This is a genomic window from Pantoea sp. Ae19-2 (assembly GCF_059801205.1).
Genome location: NZ_JBCHWE010000001.1, coordinates 2,479,396 through 2,496,087 on the forward strand (window position 1 = coordinate 2,479,396; position 16,692 = coordinate 2,496,087).

Here is a 16,692-nt window from a genome sequence, read left to right on the forward strand (position 1 = left end):
TCAGTGGCAACGACTTAACGCTGCTTCGCACGCGGTTTGCGCGTGCCGGGATTGGGTTTGGTGTTTCTGGCCTCGGGTTCAGGCGTGACCGGCTGCTCAATTGAAAACACCGGCAGCGCCGCCAGCAGCCGACTGCCGTAAGCTTTACTCAACAGGCGGCGATCGTAAATAACTATCTCGCCAAAACACTGATGGCTGCGGATCAAACGCCCGACCTGCTGAATCAGCGTAAAAGAGGCGCTGGGTAAGCTCTGTACCTCAAACGGATAACGCCTGAGGCTCTTCAGCCATTCGCCCTCGGTTAAAATTACCGGACTGTCTATGGGCGGAAAAGCAATTTTATGGATATGTACCTGACTGAGCAGCTCACCTTTTAAATCCAGCCCTTCCGCAAACGACTGCAGGCCGATGAGAATACTGGTATCGCCCTGCTCTACCCGTTTGCGGTGTAGGGCGATCAGGCGACTGCGGGGCTGATCGCCCTGCACCAGCATCATCAGTCGTAATTCCGGCAGCGCCTCGACAAACTGTTGCATGGCGCGCCCGCTGGCAAACAACACCAGCACGCCTTTATGCTTTTCTGTCTGCATTTGCTGGCGGAAAAAGGCCGCCATCTCCGCGATGTGCTCAGCCTCATTCGCCATCAACGGTTCGTAGCGCATCTGCGGGATCACCAGCTTGCCCTGATCGACGTGGCTGAACGGCGACGCCAGTGCCACAAAACGGTCGCCCGCCTTTTCATTCAACCCCGACATTTCCTGCAGGCGGCTAAAGCTGTTCAATGAGCGCAAGGTCGCGGAGGTCACGACAACGTGAGGAATCTTGCGCCACAGCATTTTTTCCAGCTGATCGCAGACGCGAATTCCCGCGCAGTGGAAGAACAGGTGTGCCTGACCGTCGCGCAGTTCACGGGTTATCCATTTTGAAACGGGCGCACCAGAGGCTTTTTCCATCGCAGCCAGTCGCCACAGCTTGCTGACTGATTCAAACCAGCCAAAGTGGCGGTTGAGCTGCAATAAATTGCGGTGCAGACGCACGAGATCGACGCTTCCGGTTTGTTCACTCAAGGCGTTAATCAACCCTTCGCTGAGCCCACGTAGCCCGTCGCTCAGCTTGAACAGCCGGGCGCACAGCGCCAGCAGCTCGTCGGGTAAGGTGCCCAACACGAAACGAAACTCGCCGGGCTGATTGTGCGGCGGAAGCAATGGACTTAATGCCTCACTTATGGTGGCAAGGCGTTCGCGCAGTTCATCACAGTGGGCTTTAAGACGTTCGGGATTAGCCAGCGGCGGGGGTGATTTGGGCCGCATCTGGCTCATAATCGCCTCCACCAGCTTCACAAACAGATCGAGCTGCAGGCTGGTCCAGCCGGGCGTGATATCGGCGCTCATCTCCAGGGCATCACGCGCCACTTCAGGCAGGTGATGCCCTTCATCCAGCACCAGCATCAGATTTTTGGCCGGGGGCAGCACCGATTCGTTTTCCATGGCCGCCATCACCAGCGCGTGGTTGGCCACCACCACATCGACCTGCTCGATTTCCCGCCGGGCAACGAAAAACGGACATTCGCGATACCAGCGGCAATGCACGCCAAGGCAACTGGCTTTGTCAGTAGACAGACGCTGCCACAGGCTGTCGCTGACGTTCTCCTCGCTGTGATCGCGCAGGCCGTCCCACTGGTAGCGATCCAGTGACTTTTGCAGCCGTCCGCACTGAATCTGCTCTTCTTTGGTGCTGCTGACCGCTTCGTCATCCAGGTAGAACAGCAAATCGGCCTGCTGATTATCGTCTGCGACCAGCGCGGCCAGATTGCGCGGACACACATAGCGCCCGCGGCCAAAGGCCGCAGTAAAGGTGAGATCCGGAATGATTTTTTTAAGCAACGGCAAATCTTTGCTGAAGATCTGATCCTGCAAGGCGACGTTGGCCGTGCTGATCACCAGCCGCTTCTCTTCCGCGCGGCTGACGGCGATGCCCGGAATAAGATACGAAAGGGTTTTACCCACGCCAGTCGGCGCTTCGACAGCCAGGTGGCGCCCGTCATCACCCGACAGACATTTCGCGACTTCCGCGATCATCTGCCGCTGGGCAGGACGGGGAATAAAGTCTGGCACCTGTTGCTGCAGCGCTTTATACCACTGTGCGATCTGGCTTTTTAATGCTGCTGTCAGGGCCATGTTAAGATTACCACTTTACTCGATGGCCTGTATTTTTACACAGTATCGCAGTGACGTCAGCTTTCGGGTCTGTTTTTTCGTGCTGGCTTCAGAAAAGGCCTGCTCGTGCTTTAGGGTCAACAGCAGGCCACAGCCGCCGTGGCGCGTTGTTGCGTGTTGCGTGTTGCGCAGGGATAAGGCGGCGGCCCGAAGGCCTGTACTTCAGCCGCCGTGCGAATCCAGCACCTTAAACATCACTGTGGTCGCGTCCAGTTTTCCCTCAATAGACTGCGCATAGGCGGGAATCTCACCCGCAACCTGCCAGTGCAGCGCGCGATAAAGATCGCTGGCCACGTCCCCGGATCGGGTGTCCAGCACCAGCAGGCGTTTTCCCTTCTGATGCGCCCGCTGTTCTGCCTGCTGCATTAACCTGCGCGCTATCCCCTGCCGCCGCGCCTGCGGATGCACGAGCAGCTTACTGACTTCGGCCCGATGGCTTCCATTGGGCATGGCGCTGTCATTGAGCATCACGGTGCCCACCACCCGGCCATGCTGGCGGGCAACCAGCAGTTCACTCTGGCCTTTTTCCAGCGCGGCAAGCTGATTTTGCCAAAAAAGGGTCATCACGCTGATGTTTTCAGGATCGATAAAACCGATGCTGGCACCCTCGGCCACACAGGCCTGTAAGACCTGGGCCAGTTCGGGTAAAACCTGCTGTGCCTCAGCGGCGCTGAGTTGTTGATACGTCATCATGATTTGCAGACCACCAGTAAGTAGCGGGCACCTTCAGTGAGATGTGCCTGAAAAGCGGACGCGCCGCTAAGATGAAAACGCAGGCTGTCACCGGGTGCTAAGGTCCAGCTCTGCGCGCCCATGGTTATCGTCAGCTGTCCCTGTTGCATCCAGATATGTTGTTCCATGCCCTGTAGCGGTGGCGCGTCGTATTCGACGCGCGCGCCGGGCCGCAGTGTGCCTTCGATCAGCTCACAGCGGAAATTATGGGCGGGCGGTGAGACATTGCGGCGGCTAAATCCACTGGCTTCGTCGTTCCAGATCGGCTGGCGCTCGCGAGGGATCAGGAGATCGCTTTCCGCTTCCACTTCACTCAGCAGGCGCGACATGGTCAGACTGTAAGCCACACACAAACGATTAAGCAGGGCAGCCGTTGGGCTGGTTTCAGCACGCTCAATACGCGATAATGTGGGCCGGCTAATGCCGGTGGCGGTTGAGAGTTCATCAAGTGACCAACCCTGCTTCATCCGTAATTCTGCAAGGCGGGCTGCTAAGCGTTGCTCCGTATTATCAAAAGACATGTTTCATCTCACTTATGAAAAATAAATCTCATAATTGAGATAGAACAACAATTAAGCGCAGCCGTCAAGTTGTACATCTAAAAATTGGTTGTACAACTTAACAGGCTTCGTTATGGTGTTTTAACTCAGGTCAGTTTAAAGAGGTAAATATGACCTTATACAGTATCGGCGATGTCGCCGAACGCTGTGGCATAAATCCGGTTACCTTACGCGCCTGGCAACGACGTTATGGATTATTGAAACCACAACGTACCGAAGGCGGTCATCGACAGTTCGATGAAGAAGATGTTCAGCGTATCCAGGAAATCATGCGCTGGATTGAAAGTGGAGTACCAGTAGGCAAGGTCAAAGCACTACTGGAAGGTGGAGATGTTGATTCCAACGATGGCTGGACCGCCATGCAGGACGAACTCATCAGCATACTGCGCCATGTAAGACCGGCTAAGCTACGCAACAAGATCGCTTTAATTGGTCGCGAACATGCGGTTGATGCCTTGATCGATCACGTTTTTATGCCCATAAGGCAGAAACTCAGCCTGGATCAGAATACAGCACGGACAATGTGCAGCCTGCTGGATGGCATCCTGATCGACTACGTGGCTTTTTGTCTGGCAAGCAGTCGCAAAAAAGCCGGTAAAGAAGCGCTGATTATTGGCTGGGGCATTGAAGATCGCACGCGCATCTGGCTGGAAGGATGGCGACTGTCGCAGCACGGCTGGCGCATCGACGTCCTTGCCGAACCGCTTGATGTTCCCCGGCCCGAGTTATTTCCGGGGCTAAATATGTTTGTTTTTACCGGTAAAAGACTGACGCGCCGTCAGCAGGAACAGCTGGCACACTGGCAAGAACAGGGATTCTCTGTACGTTTGCACGACGCACACTGAAATAAAAACGCACGCTCGGCACTATGACTGCTGCCTTGCGCGCGCTATTATCCCCGCCTTGACGTAAACACCCTCAGGTTAGTTATGAACTGGAAAAAAACATTTTTTGCCACGCTGTTTGCCATTATGGCTATCGGCGGCACCAGTGGACTTATGCTGGTTGGCTATTCACTTATCGTTCATTCACGCTAAGACGGCGCTGCAGCCGTTCAAACAGGCGATCGCTGACGATCGCTAACAGCCCGACCAGCAACGCGCCTTGTATGACATAGGCGGTATTAAAGCCGCTCAGGCCGATGATGATGGGCGATCCCAGGCTCTTTGCCCCGACGGTAGAGGCGATGGCCGCCGTGCCGATATTGATGATGACGGAGTTACGTATCCCGGCAATGATCACCGGTGCCGCCAGCGCAAGCTCAACCTGCCACAAACGCTGCCAGCCACTCATGCCGACACCCACGGCGATCTCACGACTGCTGGCCGGGACGCTGTCCAGCCCCGCCAGTGTGCCCTGTAAAATTGGCAGCAGCCCATAAAGCAGCAATGCCACCACGGCAGGCCACGCGCCGAATCCCATGACAGGCACGGCTATCGCCAGCACCGCCACCGGCGGGATCGTCTGACCGGCGGCGGCGATGGTTTTTAACAACGGGCGAAAAGCCCGTCCCGCAGGGCGAGTGACCAGCACGCCGCTGCCGACGCCGATAGCAACCGCCATCAGGCTGGCGGTTACCACCAGAAAAAGATGTGCCAGGGTGAGCTGCCAGAAACTGTCCTGCTGATAAAGCGGGCGGGCCAGATCGGGAAACCAGGCGGCAAACACGGGGCCGCTGTAGGGCATGGCCGCCAGCAGGCTGAGATAAAACAGGACCAGCCACAGCAGAGGATCGGCTAACCGTCGCATTGTTGAGCCTCTGCGTGATGAAGGAGATCGCTGAAGTAGAGCACGCCCAGCGGTTGCTGATGCGCATCTACGACGGGCAGTTTATCCGTGCCGCGGCTGATAAACTGTGACAACGCTTCGCGCAGGCTCAGCGTCGCCGCCAGCGGCTCGGCATCCAGCCATTCCCCACGACGTACTGCGCGTCCCACCTGGCCAAGCGCCAGCAGATGCAGCCCTATCTGGCTGCGCCCCAGAAAATCACGCACAAAGTCGTTGCCTGGCCGGGTCAGCAATTCAAGCGGTTTACCCTGCTGAACGATCTCACCGTCGTCCATGAGTACAATATTGTCGGCCAGCGTCAGGGCTTCATCAATATCGTGCGTGACCAGCACGATGGTGCACCCTGAAGCACGGTGAATGCGTAACATCTCCTGCTGAAGCGCAGTGCGCGTGACCGGGTCCAGTGCGCCAAAGGGTTCATCCATCAGCAGTACGTCAGGATCCGCCGCCAGCGCCCGCGCAACACCAACGCGCTGCTGTTGTCCCCCGGAGAGCTGATGTGGATAGCGGCGAAGTAATGCCGGATCCAAATTCAGCAGTGCGATCAACTCGTCAATACGTTCGCGCCTGCGCGCTTTTGACCAGCCCAGCAAGGCAGGGACGGTAGCCATGTTCTTTTCAATCGTCCAGTGCGGAAACAGACCAATCGACTGAATGGCATAGCCGGTACGGCGGCGCAGCGCCTGGGCATCCATCTGACGAATGGATTCGCCTGCAAAGCGGATTTCCCCTTCATCGTACTCCACCAGACGATTAATCATTTTAAGCGTGGTCGATTTACCTGAGCCCGAGGTGCCCAGCAGCACGGTAAAGGTTCCTTTTGCGATGGTCAGCGACAGGTTTTTAACCGCGGCTTTACCCGCAAAGAACCGGGTGACGCCATCAAACTGAATCATCTTTTCTCTCCAGCAGGGAAATCAACAAGCGGAATAACGCATCCAAAGTCACCGCCATCGCAATCACCGGGATCACGCCTAACAGCACTAAGTCCAGCGCGTTGCTCAGCAGCCCCTGGAAAATAATCGCGCCGAATCCGCCTGCGCCGATCAGCGCCGCCACCACGGCCATGCCCAGTGTCTGCACCACCACAACCCGTATGCCCGACAACCACACCGGCAAGGCCAGCGGCACCTCCACGGCGAAAAACTGCTGCCTGCCGCTCAGCCCCATGCCGCGCGCACTTTCGCGCACGTCTGGCGGCACCTGCTGCAGTCCGGTTACCACGCTGCGCACCAGCGGCAACAGGGCATACAACACCAGCGCGATCAGCGCGGGCGCCATGCCAATGCCGCTGATGCCCCATGCACCTGCCCAGGGAAAGCGTTTTGCCAGCCCCGCCAGTGGGGCAATGAGTAAGCCAAACAGCGCCACGGAGGGCACCGTCTGAACCACATTCAGCACGCCGAAGACGCTGCTTTGCCAGCCGGATCGCCGGTAAAGCACGATGCCCAGCGGGAAAGCAATCAGTAAAGCAGGCAGGACGGTGGCGGCCAGTAGCGTCAGATGACGCAATAAGGCCGCATCAAAGACCGACTGGCGGTTGGCATATTCTTTCAGTAACGACAGGTCGTCCAGCTGGCCGCTGAACAGCAGCCAGAGGGGAAGGATCCATACCAGCAGATTCAGCACCAGTTGCCACAGCCTGCGGCGGGTGAGCGCACGCGCGGTATCGGTGATCAACAGTAGCGTCAGCGCGCTGCCGCACCACATGCCGCTCGCAAAGCTGGTTCGCGCCAGTCGGCTGCCCTGCCCGGCCAGCACCCTGGCCTGGTCGCCGCTGAGCCAGATCATGACCGCCAGCACCAGCCCGGCGCTTATTAACTGCAACGCGCAGCGAAACCCCGTCGGTCTGGCCCACAGCAGTAACCACAGCAACGCCAGCGGGGGCAGAAGCGCCATGCCGTGCGCCATTTGCCAGAGCATCACCGGCTGGCCGGCAACCAGACGATTAGCCGCAAAGCTCACAAACGGCAGGCAGCCTGACGTCAGGCTCAGTAACATAATCAGTACCAGCGCCACCGGCTGCTGTCGAGGCCGGGATATCGCCTCCCGCGATAGCCACATCGGTTACAGCAGCTTTTTCTGTTCTAACCACGCTTTCGCCACGCTGCTGGCGTCCTGCCCTTCAACGGCAATTTTGGCGTTGAGCTGCTGCAATGTCTTTTCATCCAGCGCACTGAAAACGGGTTTAAGCCATGCAGCCATTTGCGGGTAAGCCTGGAGAACCGCTTCACGCACTACTGGCGCAGGCGCATAAATGGGCTGAACGCCTTTTGGGTCACTGAGCGTTTTCAGGCCCAACGCGGCAACCGGGCCATCCGTACCGTAAGCCATGGCGGCATTGACGCCTGACGTTTGCTGCGCGGCTGCGCCGATAGTCACGGCGGTATCGCCCCCGGCCAACGATAACAGCTGATCCTGTTTTAACGTAAAGCCATAGGCTTTTTCGAATGCGGGAAGCGCATCACTGCGTTCAATAAATTCCGCAGAGGCAGCCAGCTTGAACGTGCCCCCTTTTTTCAGATAGGCGCTGAGATCGTCAAGGGAGTTGAGGTGATTTTTCTCCGCGACGTCGTTACGGACCGCGATGGTCCAGGTGTTGTTCGCCGGGGCGGGCGTCAGCCACACGAGGTGATTTTTTTCGGCATCAAGTTTTTTCACTTTTTCATAGCCTTCGCGGGCATGCTTCCAGGCACTGTCTTTTTCATCATTAAAAAAGAAGGCTCCGTTGCCGGTGTATTCCGGGTAGATATCCAGTTCGCCCGCGGTGATGGCGCCCCGCACCACCTGGGTTGCCCCCAGCTGAATTTTGTTAACGGTCTTGACGCCGTGCTTTTCCAGCACCAGCAGGATGACATTGCCCAGCAGTGAGCCTTCAGTATCTATCTTGGAACCCACACGCACCGGGTCGGCCGCGTGTGCCATTCCCAGACTCAGCAGTAAAAGGCTGATGCCGGCCAAACCGCGAATGTTTGCCATGATGCTTTCCTTATTGATGTATTCATCTGGAAGTACGGTTGGCTGTAGGGATAACCTGCCAGGCACGCCCACCGTTTTAGAGGTTGCAATAAAAGCGTAGCCTGGCAATCGCATTCCGCGATCTGTTTTGTCCTGAAATCAGATGCGGCTAACCCTGACCGCATCGGCCAGGGCTCGGTGATTAAGCCGGGAAAGTGAAACTGTCGAGACAGGCTGGAATACGGGGAAAGGTATGAAGGAACCAGGGCGTAAACTGCTGGGGCTGCTGCTGCATTTGCTGGGCAATATCCTGCATTGAGCGGTAGTCAAATGCATCCGCCTCCTGCGGGTTAAGCACGGGCAGCGCGTCGCTCACGGCAAAAAAGACATGGCCGTACTCGTGCTCTGTCAGGCCATTACTGAGCGGCAGGTTATAGCTCAGTTCGAAGACAGGCGTCAGCGACAGGATCATGCCCATTTCTTCGCGCAGACGGCGTTCGGCCGCCTCTTTAGTCGATTCATGAGGATAAGGATGACCGCAGCAGGTATTGCTCCATAATCCGCCGCAGTGATATTTGTCACTGGCGCGACGCTGGAGCAGCAGCTCCTGCCGGGTGTTAAAAACGTACACCGTGACAGCGCGGTGCAGTAATCCTTTTTCATGCACTTCCAACTTTTCCATTTTGCCGGTGGGACGATCAAGATGGTCGACGAGGATAACTTCAATAGCAGACATGAGGATTCCTTGAGTGTATTCCTCATTATTCTGGCACAAGATTGGGGAGGTTGAGGGGATAAAATTGTGCTGTTTATGCACAAATCTGTCAGACGGCAATGGCGATCGTCGAAAACGTCAGGCCAGCGGGCGCTGGCCTGACTGTGAATTACAGTTTGAAGCTTTGTACAACCTGTTCCAGTTGCAGACTCTGGGCTTCCATCGCCTGCGCGGCAGAGGAGACCTCTTCCACTAAGACGGCGTTCTGCTGCGTGGTGCCGTCAAGCTGAGTAATGGCAACGTTAACCTGTTCGATGCCCATGCTCTGCTCACGACTGGCGGCCATGATCTCGCTCATTAGCGTAGTGACGCTGCTCACGCCCTGCACCAGCTCGTCCATGGTTTGTCCTGCCTGTTCGACCAGCTGACTGCCTGCATCGATATTCGCGACCGACTCTTCGATCAGTTTTTTGATTTCACGTGCGGAGTTGGCCGAACGCTGCGCCAGATTACGCACCTCCGAGGCGACCACGGCAAAACCACGGCCCTGCTCGCCAGCACGCGCGGCTTCAACGGCGGCGTTGAGTGCCAGGATATTGGTCTGGAAGGCAATGCTGTCGATCACGCTGATGATATCGACGACTTTACGCGAAGAGTGGTGAATTTCGCCCATCGTGCTCACCACCTGACGAACCACTTCCGTTCCGCGCGACGCCACTTTAGAAGCCTCACCCGCCAGCTGGTTCGCATGCGTTGCGTTGTCGGCGTTCTGGCGTACGGTGCCGGTCAGTTGCTCCATAGAAGCCGCCGTTTCAACAATCGAGCTGGCCTGCTCTTCCGTGCGCGAGGAGAGGTTGGTGTTGCCGCTGGCAATTTCACGCGACGCCGCAGAGATGGCCAGGGCGCTGCTGCCGACCTGCTGCATTAACCCCTGCAGATAGCTGATAAAGTGGTTAAAGCTCTGCGCAACGGCGTTAAATTCCGGGCTGTTACTGGCTGGCAGACGCTGCGTGAGATCCGCGCCCCCTGTCGACAGCGCTTCGATATTTTGGTTGAGCATGCTCAAACGCTTCATCATGGCGCGCATGAAACCCAGCATGACCAGCAACAGAATAATGGCCAGAGGGATCTGCACCAAACCCAGGCGCATCAGCATATTGTGGGACTGGGCTTTCAGCAGGCTGGACGGTACGCTACTGGCCAGATACCACGGGCTGCCCGGAATAGCCTGCAGAAACAGCGTTTGCTCGCCATCGTTGCTGCCATAGGTTGACTCTGCGGACTTTGTCCCCGCACTGGCAAGCATCGCTTTCAGCGGCGCAGCCATAGGATTTTGCAGATCGCTCAGGTTTTCGAGTTTCGGCGTGCCGTTAACCAGCGCCGCGTTACCCACGACTTTGCCGTCGGACTCAACGATCAGGACGTCTCCATGAATCGCCTCGCCCATCTTTTTAGCCAGTTGGTTGAAGAAACCCAGCGTAACGTCGATGGTGGAAACGCCCCAGACTGTCCCGTCGCGGTAGATTGCCATGGCACAGTTGGTACGCGGCTGTGGGCTGGCGGCATCCTGATAAGCTTTAGCCCATGCGCACTGCCCTTTCGGCGCGGCCATGCCGTCTTTATACCAGGGCTGCTCCCAGTATTTGTCCGCGGCTTCAGAGTTCCAGTAGGTGTTAACCTGAAGCTTGTTGCTGGCGTCACGTGCAAAAAAGCTGCTGTCTTTCTCTTTACCCGCCTCGCGACGATGGGGTAAAGGCCAGATACCGCCACCGAAAACGTTACTGTCCTGATACTGGTTGACCAGTGCAGGTAATAAGGTGTCGATGGCGGCGCTGTCGATGACCGAGGCGGCCTCGGTAATGGCACGTTGCTGTGCCTGAACACGGTTCATTTGCTCAACGATGCCGGTTGCCAGCGAATCCACCTGATAGCGAATCAGGCGGCTTTCATTGTCCACCAACTGAGGCGCGACAAACTGGTTGATCACCCAAATAGTGACCAACACTAGCGCAACAAAAAAACCGATAAGCGTTGCTGTGAAGCGGGATTGCGTGGTCTTTAACATCATTGTTCCCCTGGACCTTTTGTGGCGCTATTGCCTGATCGGGGTTAACGGCACGGCAAGGGGGAACTTGAGTAGACCAGATCACAAATTTAACAAGTCTTTTAACAATAAAGATATTTAGTTACGCCAGGTCAGTAACTTTTTCCACCAGGAGGAAAAATCGCCCTGTCTCCGGCGTTTATTCTGTGTTCACGACCTGTTCGCGCGGTCGAAATATGTGCGTATTTCCCCCGGCGGTGAGCCGTTCACGCAGATGCTGCCCGCCCTGGGCTTCGCTCTGGGCAAATTGCCGTTCCGCTTCGGTTACCGGCGTGGCCCACAGCAGCGTGGGTCTGTCGCCATCCTGCCTCGGCAGCGGGAACTGGGCCTGTTCCGGGGCCAGCTCGTTGGCTAACAGGTAGCTTTCGAATCCCACCGGTGCCACCTCTGAGGCCAGCGTATGGCCTTCACCCAGCCAGGTCAGCCGCGCCCACGGCAAATGGACAAATTCAGCCAGCGCGCTGGCCATCTGGACCGCATTGCTTTCTGTCATGACTTCGCCATCGACCGCCATCGCCAGCTCTGCCCGGCGGTACTGCGGGGCCAGCTCATCGAACAGAAAATCAACCTGCGGCATGGGGCGAATGCTCATGCCCAGGGTCAGAAAGTACCAGATGCCGTTATGGTAGTGCTGAGAGAGCGCCATGGGCGGCCAGTTGCCCTGATCGATCGCGTAGTATTTGACCGACTCGCCAAACTGCGCCTGATAACAGGCCAGCAAGTCCTGTTGCACCTTGTCCCATTGGCTGCCGTCATGCCATTCACGCCAGAACTGGCGCTGCTGTTCGGCAAGGGCATAGTAATGATTGGTCGAGGCTGAACCGAGCGGCGCGGTCAGACGGTTTTTTTTGATACAACCGGCGGAGAAACTGACCTGTTTATCCTGGTAAAGGCTCCAACCAGGAATCACGGCAAGAAGTTGCCCGTAGTACCACAGTGCCGCTCCCGCATCTCCGGGTTCCCAGAGAATTTGCAGACCTGCGGGATCCAGCGGCGGTTCAGCTTCCAGATTACGGCAGTATTCTGCACTCAGCAGGGGGGCAATGCCCTGTTCCATCGCCTGGTGATCTTCCTGAACCGGCGCAGGGAGCAGGTTTCGTAACCAGCAGCCACGCACCGCAAACTGGCTACGAAACAGATCGGTTGGCCAGATATAGAAATAAGCAGTCCGCGCATCCTGTTCGACAATTGCCGTCAGGGTGCGCTGCTGATTGTGGACTTCAGCAATCAGTGATTGATACGTCATAGCGCCTCGACAGTACTTGAGGAATCCATTTTCCCCGAGGATAGAGCAGGATCACGTCTGCTGCCACGACAGGCAAGGGTAAAACTCTCAAAGTGAATCGATGAAGGCAGAAGGCAGAAGGCAGGATAAACCCGCCTCCCCGAACGGGGAAGCGGTGACATCAGCAGGAACCTGCAACCAGGTCCGTCTGAGGTTTACTGATAGGTGAATTGGGTGTTTTGCGTGCGGACTGAGTCCAGACCAATCATGACGTTAAATTTACCCGGTTCGGCAACGTGCTTCATCTGCTGGTTCCAGAACTTCAGCGCATCCACATCAATCTTAAAGGTCACCTGCTGAGATTCACCGGCTTTGAGCATGATGCGCTTGAAGCCATGCAACTCTTTTACCGGACGGCTGATGCTGGCAACGGGATCGTTAAGATAGAGCTGTACCACCGTGGCACCGTCCACTTTGCCGCTGTTCGTTACGGTTACGCTGGCTTCGATACTGCCGTTATGCGCCATCGTTTCTGATGAAAGCGTGACTGGCGACACGGTGAACGTGGTGTAGCTCAGGCCATAACCAAACGGATAAAGCGGGCCGTTTTCCGCATCGTAGTAGTGCGATGTGTACTTGTTGGGCTTGGCAAAATTGTACGGGCGGCCGGTCGGTAAATGGTTGTAATAGATGGGAATCTGACCCACGGAGCGGGGGAAGGACATCGGCAGTTTACCCGATGGGTTGTAATCGCCAAACAGCACATCCGCGATAGCATTGCCCCCTTCTGTTCCGCTGAACCAGGTTTCCAGCATGGCATCGGCCATTCTGTCTTCATCAACCAGCGTCAATGGGCGACCATTCATCAGCACAATCACCAGCGGCTTGCCTGTCGCTTTCAGCGCGGCTAACAGCTTCTGTTGCGAAGGCGGGATCATCAGATTACTGCGGCTGGACGCCTCGTGCGCCATGCCCTGCGCTTCCCCTACCGCCGCCACGATGACATCGGCCTGCTTCGCTTTCTCGACCGCCTCATCAATCATTGCCTGCGGCGAACGCGGATCGACCGCCACGGCCGGTTCATACATGTTGAGGAAGTCCTGAATGCCTTTGTTATCTGACACGTTCGCGCCTTTGGCGTACAGCAGCGTGGCTTTGCCTTCGGTGGCGTTTTTCATGCCCTGCAGCAGGGAAACCGACTGTTTGGCGACGCCCGCCGCCGACCAGCTGCCCATGACGTCACGCTGGCTGTCGGCAAGCGGTCCAATCAAGGCAATGGTGCCAGATTTCTTCAGCGGTAAGGTATCAAGGCGGTTTTTCAGCAGCACCATACTCTTGCGGGCCACATCGCGGGCTTCCGGGCGGTGTAAACGGCTTTCTGCGTTGGTATCCTGCGGATCGCTCTCTTTCGGGCCAAGATGACTGTAGGGATCGTTAAACAGCCCCATATCGTATTTCACATTGAGCACGTGCCGGGCCGCATCATCGATTTCGGCTTTGCTGACGATGCCGCGCTTCACCAGGTCGGGTAAATACTGGCTGTAGTATTCATCGCTCATACTCATATCTACGCCAGACTTAATGGCAATACGCACGGCATCCTGGGGATCGCTCGCCACACCGTGCTTGATCAGCTCTTTAATCGCCCCGTGATCGCTGATGGTTATTCCTTTGAATTTCCATTCATGACGCAGCAGATCTTTCAGCAGCCAGCTGTCGGCCGTCGCGGGCACGCCATTAATGGAATTCAGCGCGACCATTACGCCGCCGCTGCCGGCATCCAGCGAGGCTTTATACGGCGGCAGGTAGTCCTGGAACATGCGCTGTGGGCTCATATCCACGGTGTTGTAATCGCGTCCGCCTTCCACCGCGCCATAGAGCGCAAAGTGTTTCACGCTGGTCATAATGTTGTAGCGGTCTGCGGGGCTTTTGCCCTGCATCGCCTGCACCATGGTGCGTCCCATGGCAGAGGTTAAATAGGTGTCCTCGCCGAACCCTTCAGACACGCGGCCCCAGCGCGGTTCACGGCTGACGTCGACCATCGGTGCCCAGGTCATATTTAACCCATCGTCCGCCGCTTCATAGGCAGAAATGCGCCCCACTTCATTGACGGCGTCGAGATCCCAGCTGGATGCCAGCGCTAAGGGAATCGGGAAAATCGTTCGCTGCCCGTGTACCACGTCATAGGCAAAAAACAGCGGAATTTTCAGGCGGCTTAGCTGCATCACCTGGTCCTGCATCGCGCGAATATCCTGACGCGTCACGGTATTAAAAATGGCGCCAACCTGACCTTTGTGGATCATCTCACGTACGGCTTCTTTTGGCGTATCCGGGCCCACGCTGATTAAACGTAACTGGCCGATTTTCTCGTCCAGCGTCATTTTTTTCAGCAGGTTGTTCACGTAGGCATCACGCGCCTGTTCGGTCATGGGATGGTGAACGGTGGGCTCCCCGGCAAATGCAGGTTGCAGAGCAAGGGAAACAGCGAGGCTAACAGAGCAAATCCATTTCATCAGGTTGGGTTCTCTTAAGTAACTGCGCAATATCGACTAAATGCAGAATGCCATCTTCAGAGCATAGCATGTCACCTGCGGCTATCACACTGCGCCCGACGCAACTCACGTGCTACAGTAATGACGCATGCATAAGACAAGGGAATTGCCCATGATGACACCTTCTGCCCTGATCGCCGATCTCCGCCGCCAGGTCGGCTCTGGTAACGTACTGACCGAGGCCGCCCATACCGCCCGCTATCGTAAAGGCTTCCGTTCCGGTGAGGGAGACGCGCTGGCGGTCGTCTTTCCCGCGACGCTGCTGGAACTGTGGCGCGTCCTGCAAACGCTGGTGACTGCCGATGCCATTATTCTGATGCAGGCGGCGAACACCGGCCTCACCGAAGGCTCAACGCCGCAGGGTAACGACTACGATCGCCCGCTGGTCATTGTCAGTACCCTGAGGCTGGATAAGCTACAGCTGATCGACAACGGCAAACAGGTGCTGGCCTTTCCGGGGAGTACGCTGTATCAGCTGGAAAAAATCCTCGCGCCGCTGGGCCGCGAGCCGCATTCCGTTATTGGATCATCCTGCATTGGCGCGTCGGTGCTGGGTGGCATCTGCAACAACTCCGGCGGTTCACTGATTAAACGTGGCCCGGCCTACAGTGAGATGGCGTTGTTTGCCCAGATTGATGCCCAGGGACGGCTGAAGTTGGTTAACCACCTTGGTATTGAGCTTGGCACCACGCCGGAAGAGATTCTGGGGCGGCTGGATGATGATCGCTGGCAGCCCGGGGATGTGCTGCATGACGGCCGTCATGCCTCCGATCACGACTACGCCGAACGGGTGCGTGATGTTGATGCCGATACGCCCGCCCGTTTTAACGCCGATGCCCGCCGCCTGTTTGAAGCGTCGGGCTGCGCAGGCAAGCTGGCGGTATTTGCGGTGCGCCTGGATACGTTTGCGCGCGAACCGCAACAGCAGGTGTTTTATATCGGCACCAATGATGCCTCGGTACTGGGTGACCTGCGCTGCCATATGCTGGCGAATTTCAACAATCTGCCCGTGGCCGCGGAATATATGCATCGGGATATCTACGACATCGCCGAAGTCTATGGCAAAGACACCTTCCTGATGATCGACAAGCTTGGCACCGATAAGATGCCGCTGTTTTTCAGTCTCAAGGGCCGGGTCGATGGCTGGTTGAACAAACTGTCGTTTATCAAACCGCATCTGAGCGACCGACTGCTGCAGCGCGTCAGTCGCCTCTTCCCCGCCCATCTTCCCAAACGCATGAAACAGTATCGTGATAAATACCAACACCATTTAATGCTGAAAATGTCGGGTGATGGCATTGCGGAGGCGCGTGACTATCTGCGTGAGTTTTTTCGTGAGGGCGGCGGCGAGTTTTTTGAATGCGAAGGAAAAGAAGGTGCGCATGCCTTTCTGCATCGCTTTGCGGCCGCGGGCGCGGCAGTGCGCTATCACGCCGTTCATGCGGATGAGGTAGAAGATATTCTGGCGCTGGATATTGCGTTGCGTCGCAATGATAAAGCGTGGTTTGAGAGCCTGCCTGATGAGATTACCCAGTCGATAAGCCATCGCCTATATTACGGGCACTTCTTCTGCCATGTCTTCCATCAGGATTACATTGTGAAAAAAGGCGTGGATGTTCATGCGCTGAAAGAAAAGATGCTGGCGATTTTGCACAGCCGCGGGGCGGAATATCCGGCAGAGCATAATGTCGGGCATCTGTATCAGGCCCAGCCACAGCTCACCGCGTTTTACCGCAAGCTCGATCCCACCAACAGCTTTAATCCGGGCATCGGTAAAACCAGTAAGCTAAAAGGCTGGGCGGTAAAACAGCCCTGACTGGGCACGTCGCACCTGAACAGAGT

At 56.7% G+C, this 16,692-nt stretch carries 14 protein-coding genes; 3 read left to right on the top strand and 11 right to left on the bottom strand.

The window, feature by feature from the left end; all coding sequences use genetic code 11:
- Positions 1–14: 14 nt before the first annotated feature.
- The 3 genes from dinG to AAIE03_RS11480 form a co-directional block, all read right to left on the bottom strand.
- Entirely contained in the window at positions 15–2,177 is a 2,163-nt protein-coding gene (gene dinG, locus AAIE03_RS11470) for an ATP-dependent DNA helicase DinG (RefSeq protein ID WP_498563010.1), read from the bottom strand.
- 201 nt (positions 2,178–2,378) lie between these two features.
- Positions 2,379–2,909 (bottom strand): GNAT family N-acetyltransferase, encoded by a 531-nt coding sequence (locus AAIE03_RS11475; RefSeq protein ID WP_014593251.1) that lies wholly within the window; start codon positions 2,907–2,909, stop codon positions 2,379–2,381.
- Positions 2,906–3,469: a helix-turn-helix domain-containing protein gene (locus tag AAIE03_RS11480; RefSeq protein ID WP_013025144.1), complete on the bottom strand. Its 564-nt coding sequence runs from the start codon at positions 3,467–3,469 to the stop codon at positions 2,906–2,908. Before AAIE03_RS11480 ends, AAIE03_RS11475 begins: the two co-directional genes overlap by 4 nt.
- Positions 3,470–3,618: 149 nt before the next feature.
- Between AAIE03_RS11480 and AAIE03_RS11485 the strand changes: the two genes are divergently transcribed.
- Positions 3,619–4,353, top strand: a complete 735-nt coding sequence (locus tag AAIE03_RS11485) for a MerR family transcriptional regulator (RefSeq protein ID WP_013025143.1) — start codon at positions 3,619–3,621, stop codon at positions 4,351–4,353.
- Between the two features lie 84 nt (positions 4,354–4,437).
- Positions 4,438–4,545, top strand: coding sequence for a YohO family small membrane protein (locus AAIE03_RS11490; RefSeq protein WP_013025142.1), 108 nt, complete (start codon positions 4,438–4,440; stop codon positions 4,543–4,545).
- Here AAIE03_RS11490 and AAIE03_RS11495 read toward each other — a convergent pair.
- From AAIE03_RS11495 to bglX, 8 genes are all read right to left on the bottom strand, one after another.
- Positions 4,526–5,257, bottom strand: coding sequence for an ABC transporter permease (locus AAIE03_RS11495; RefSeq protein ID WP_498563011.1), 732 nt, complete (start codon positions 5,255–5,257; stop codon positions 4,526–4,528). The genes AAIE03_RS11490 and AAIE03_RS11495 overlap by 20 nt on opposite strands.
- Positions 5,245–6,192 (bottom strand): ABC transporter ATP-binding protein, encoded by a 948-nt coding sequence (locus tag AAIE03_RS11500; protein WP_498563012.1) that lies wholly within the window; start codon positions 6,190–6,192, stop codon positions 5,245–5,247. Before AAIE03_RS11500 ends, AAIE03_RS11495 begins: the two co-directional genes overlap by 13 nt.
- Positions 6,179–7,360 (bottom strand): ABC transporter permease, encoded by a 1,182-nt coding sequence (locus AAIE03_RS11505; protein ID WP_028714965.1) that lies wholly within the window; start codon positions 7,358–7,360, stop codon positions 6,179–6,181. Before AAIE03_RS11505 ends, AAIE03_RS11500 begins: the two co-directional genes overlap by 14 nt.
- A 3-nt stretch (positions 7,361–7,363) precedes the next feature.
- Positions 7,364–8,275, bottom strand: coding sequence for a glycine betaine ABC transporter substrate-binding protein OsmF (osmF, locus tag AAIE03_RS11510; RefSeq protein WP_015700703.1), 912 nt, complete (start codon positions 8,273–8,275; stop codon positions 7,364–7,366).
- Between the two features lie 181 nt (positions 8,276–8,456).
- On the bottom strand, positions 8,457–8,990 hold the full coding sequence (gene idi, locus AAIE03_RS11515) for an isopentenyl-diphosphate Delta-isomerase (RefSeq protein WP_014593247.1): 534 nt from the start codon (positions 8,988–8,990) through the stop codon (positions 8,457–8,459).
- A 148-nt stretch (positions 8,991–9,138) separates the two neighbouring features.
- A complete protein-coding gene (locus tag AAIE03_RS11520; protein WP_498563167.1) occupies positions 9,139–11,034 on the bottom strand; it encodes a methyl-accepting chemotaxis protein in 1,896 nt (631 codons plus the stop codon).
- Between the two features lie 178 nt (positions 11,035–11,212).
- Positions 11,213–12,319 carry a suppressor of fused domain protein gene (locus AAIE03_RS11525; protein ID WP_019106159.1) on the bottom strand — a complete coding sequence of 369 codons (1,107 nt, stop codon included), beginning with the start codon at positions 12,317–12,319 and terminating at the stop codon, positions 11,213–11,215.
- A 194-nt stretch (positions 12,320–12,513) separates the two neighbouring features.
- Positions 12,514–14,811 carry a beta-glucosidase BglX gene (bglX, locus tag AAIE03_RS11530; RefSeq protein ID WP_013025134.1) on the bottom strand — a complete coding sequence of 766 codons (2,298 nt, stop codon included), beginning with the start codon at positions 14,809–14,811 and terminating at the stop codon, positions 12,514–12,516.
- A gap of 151 nt (positions 14,812–14,962) precedes the next feature.
- On the opposite strand from bglX, the gene dld reads away from it, so the two are divergent.
- Positions 14,963–16,666, top strand: a complete 1,704-nt coding sequence (gene dld / locus AAIE03_RS11535; protein WP_019106157.1) for a D-lactate dehydrogenase — start codon at positions 14,963–14,965, stop codon at positions 16,664–16,666.
- Positions 16,667–16,692 lie beyond the last annotated feature (26 nt).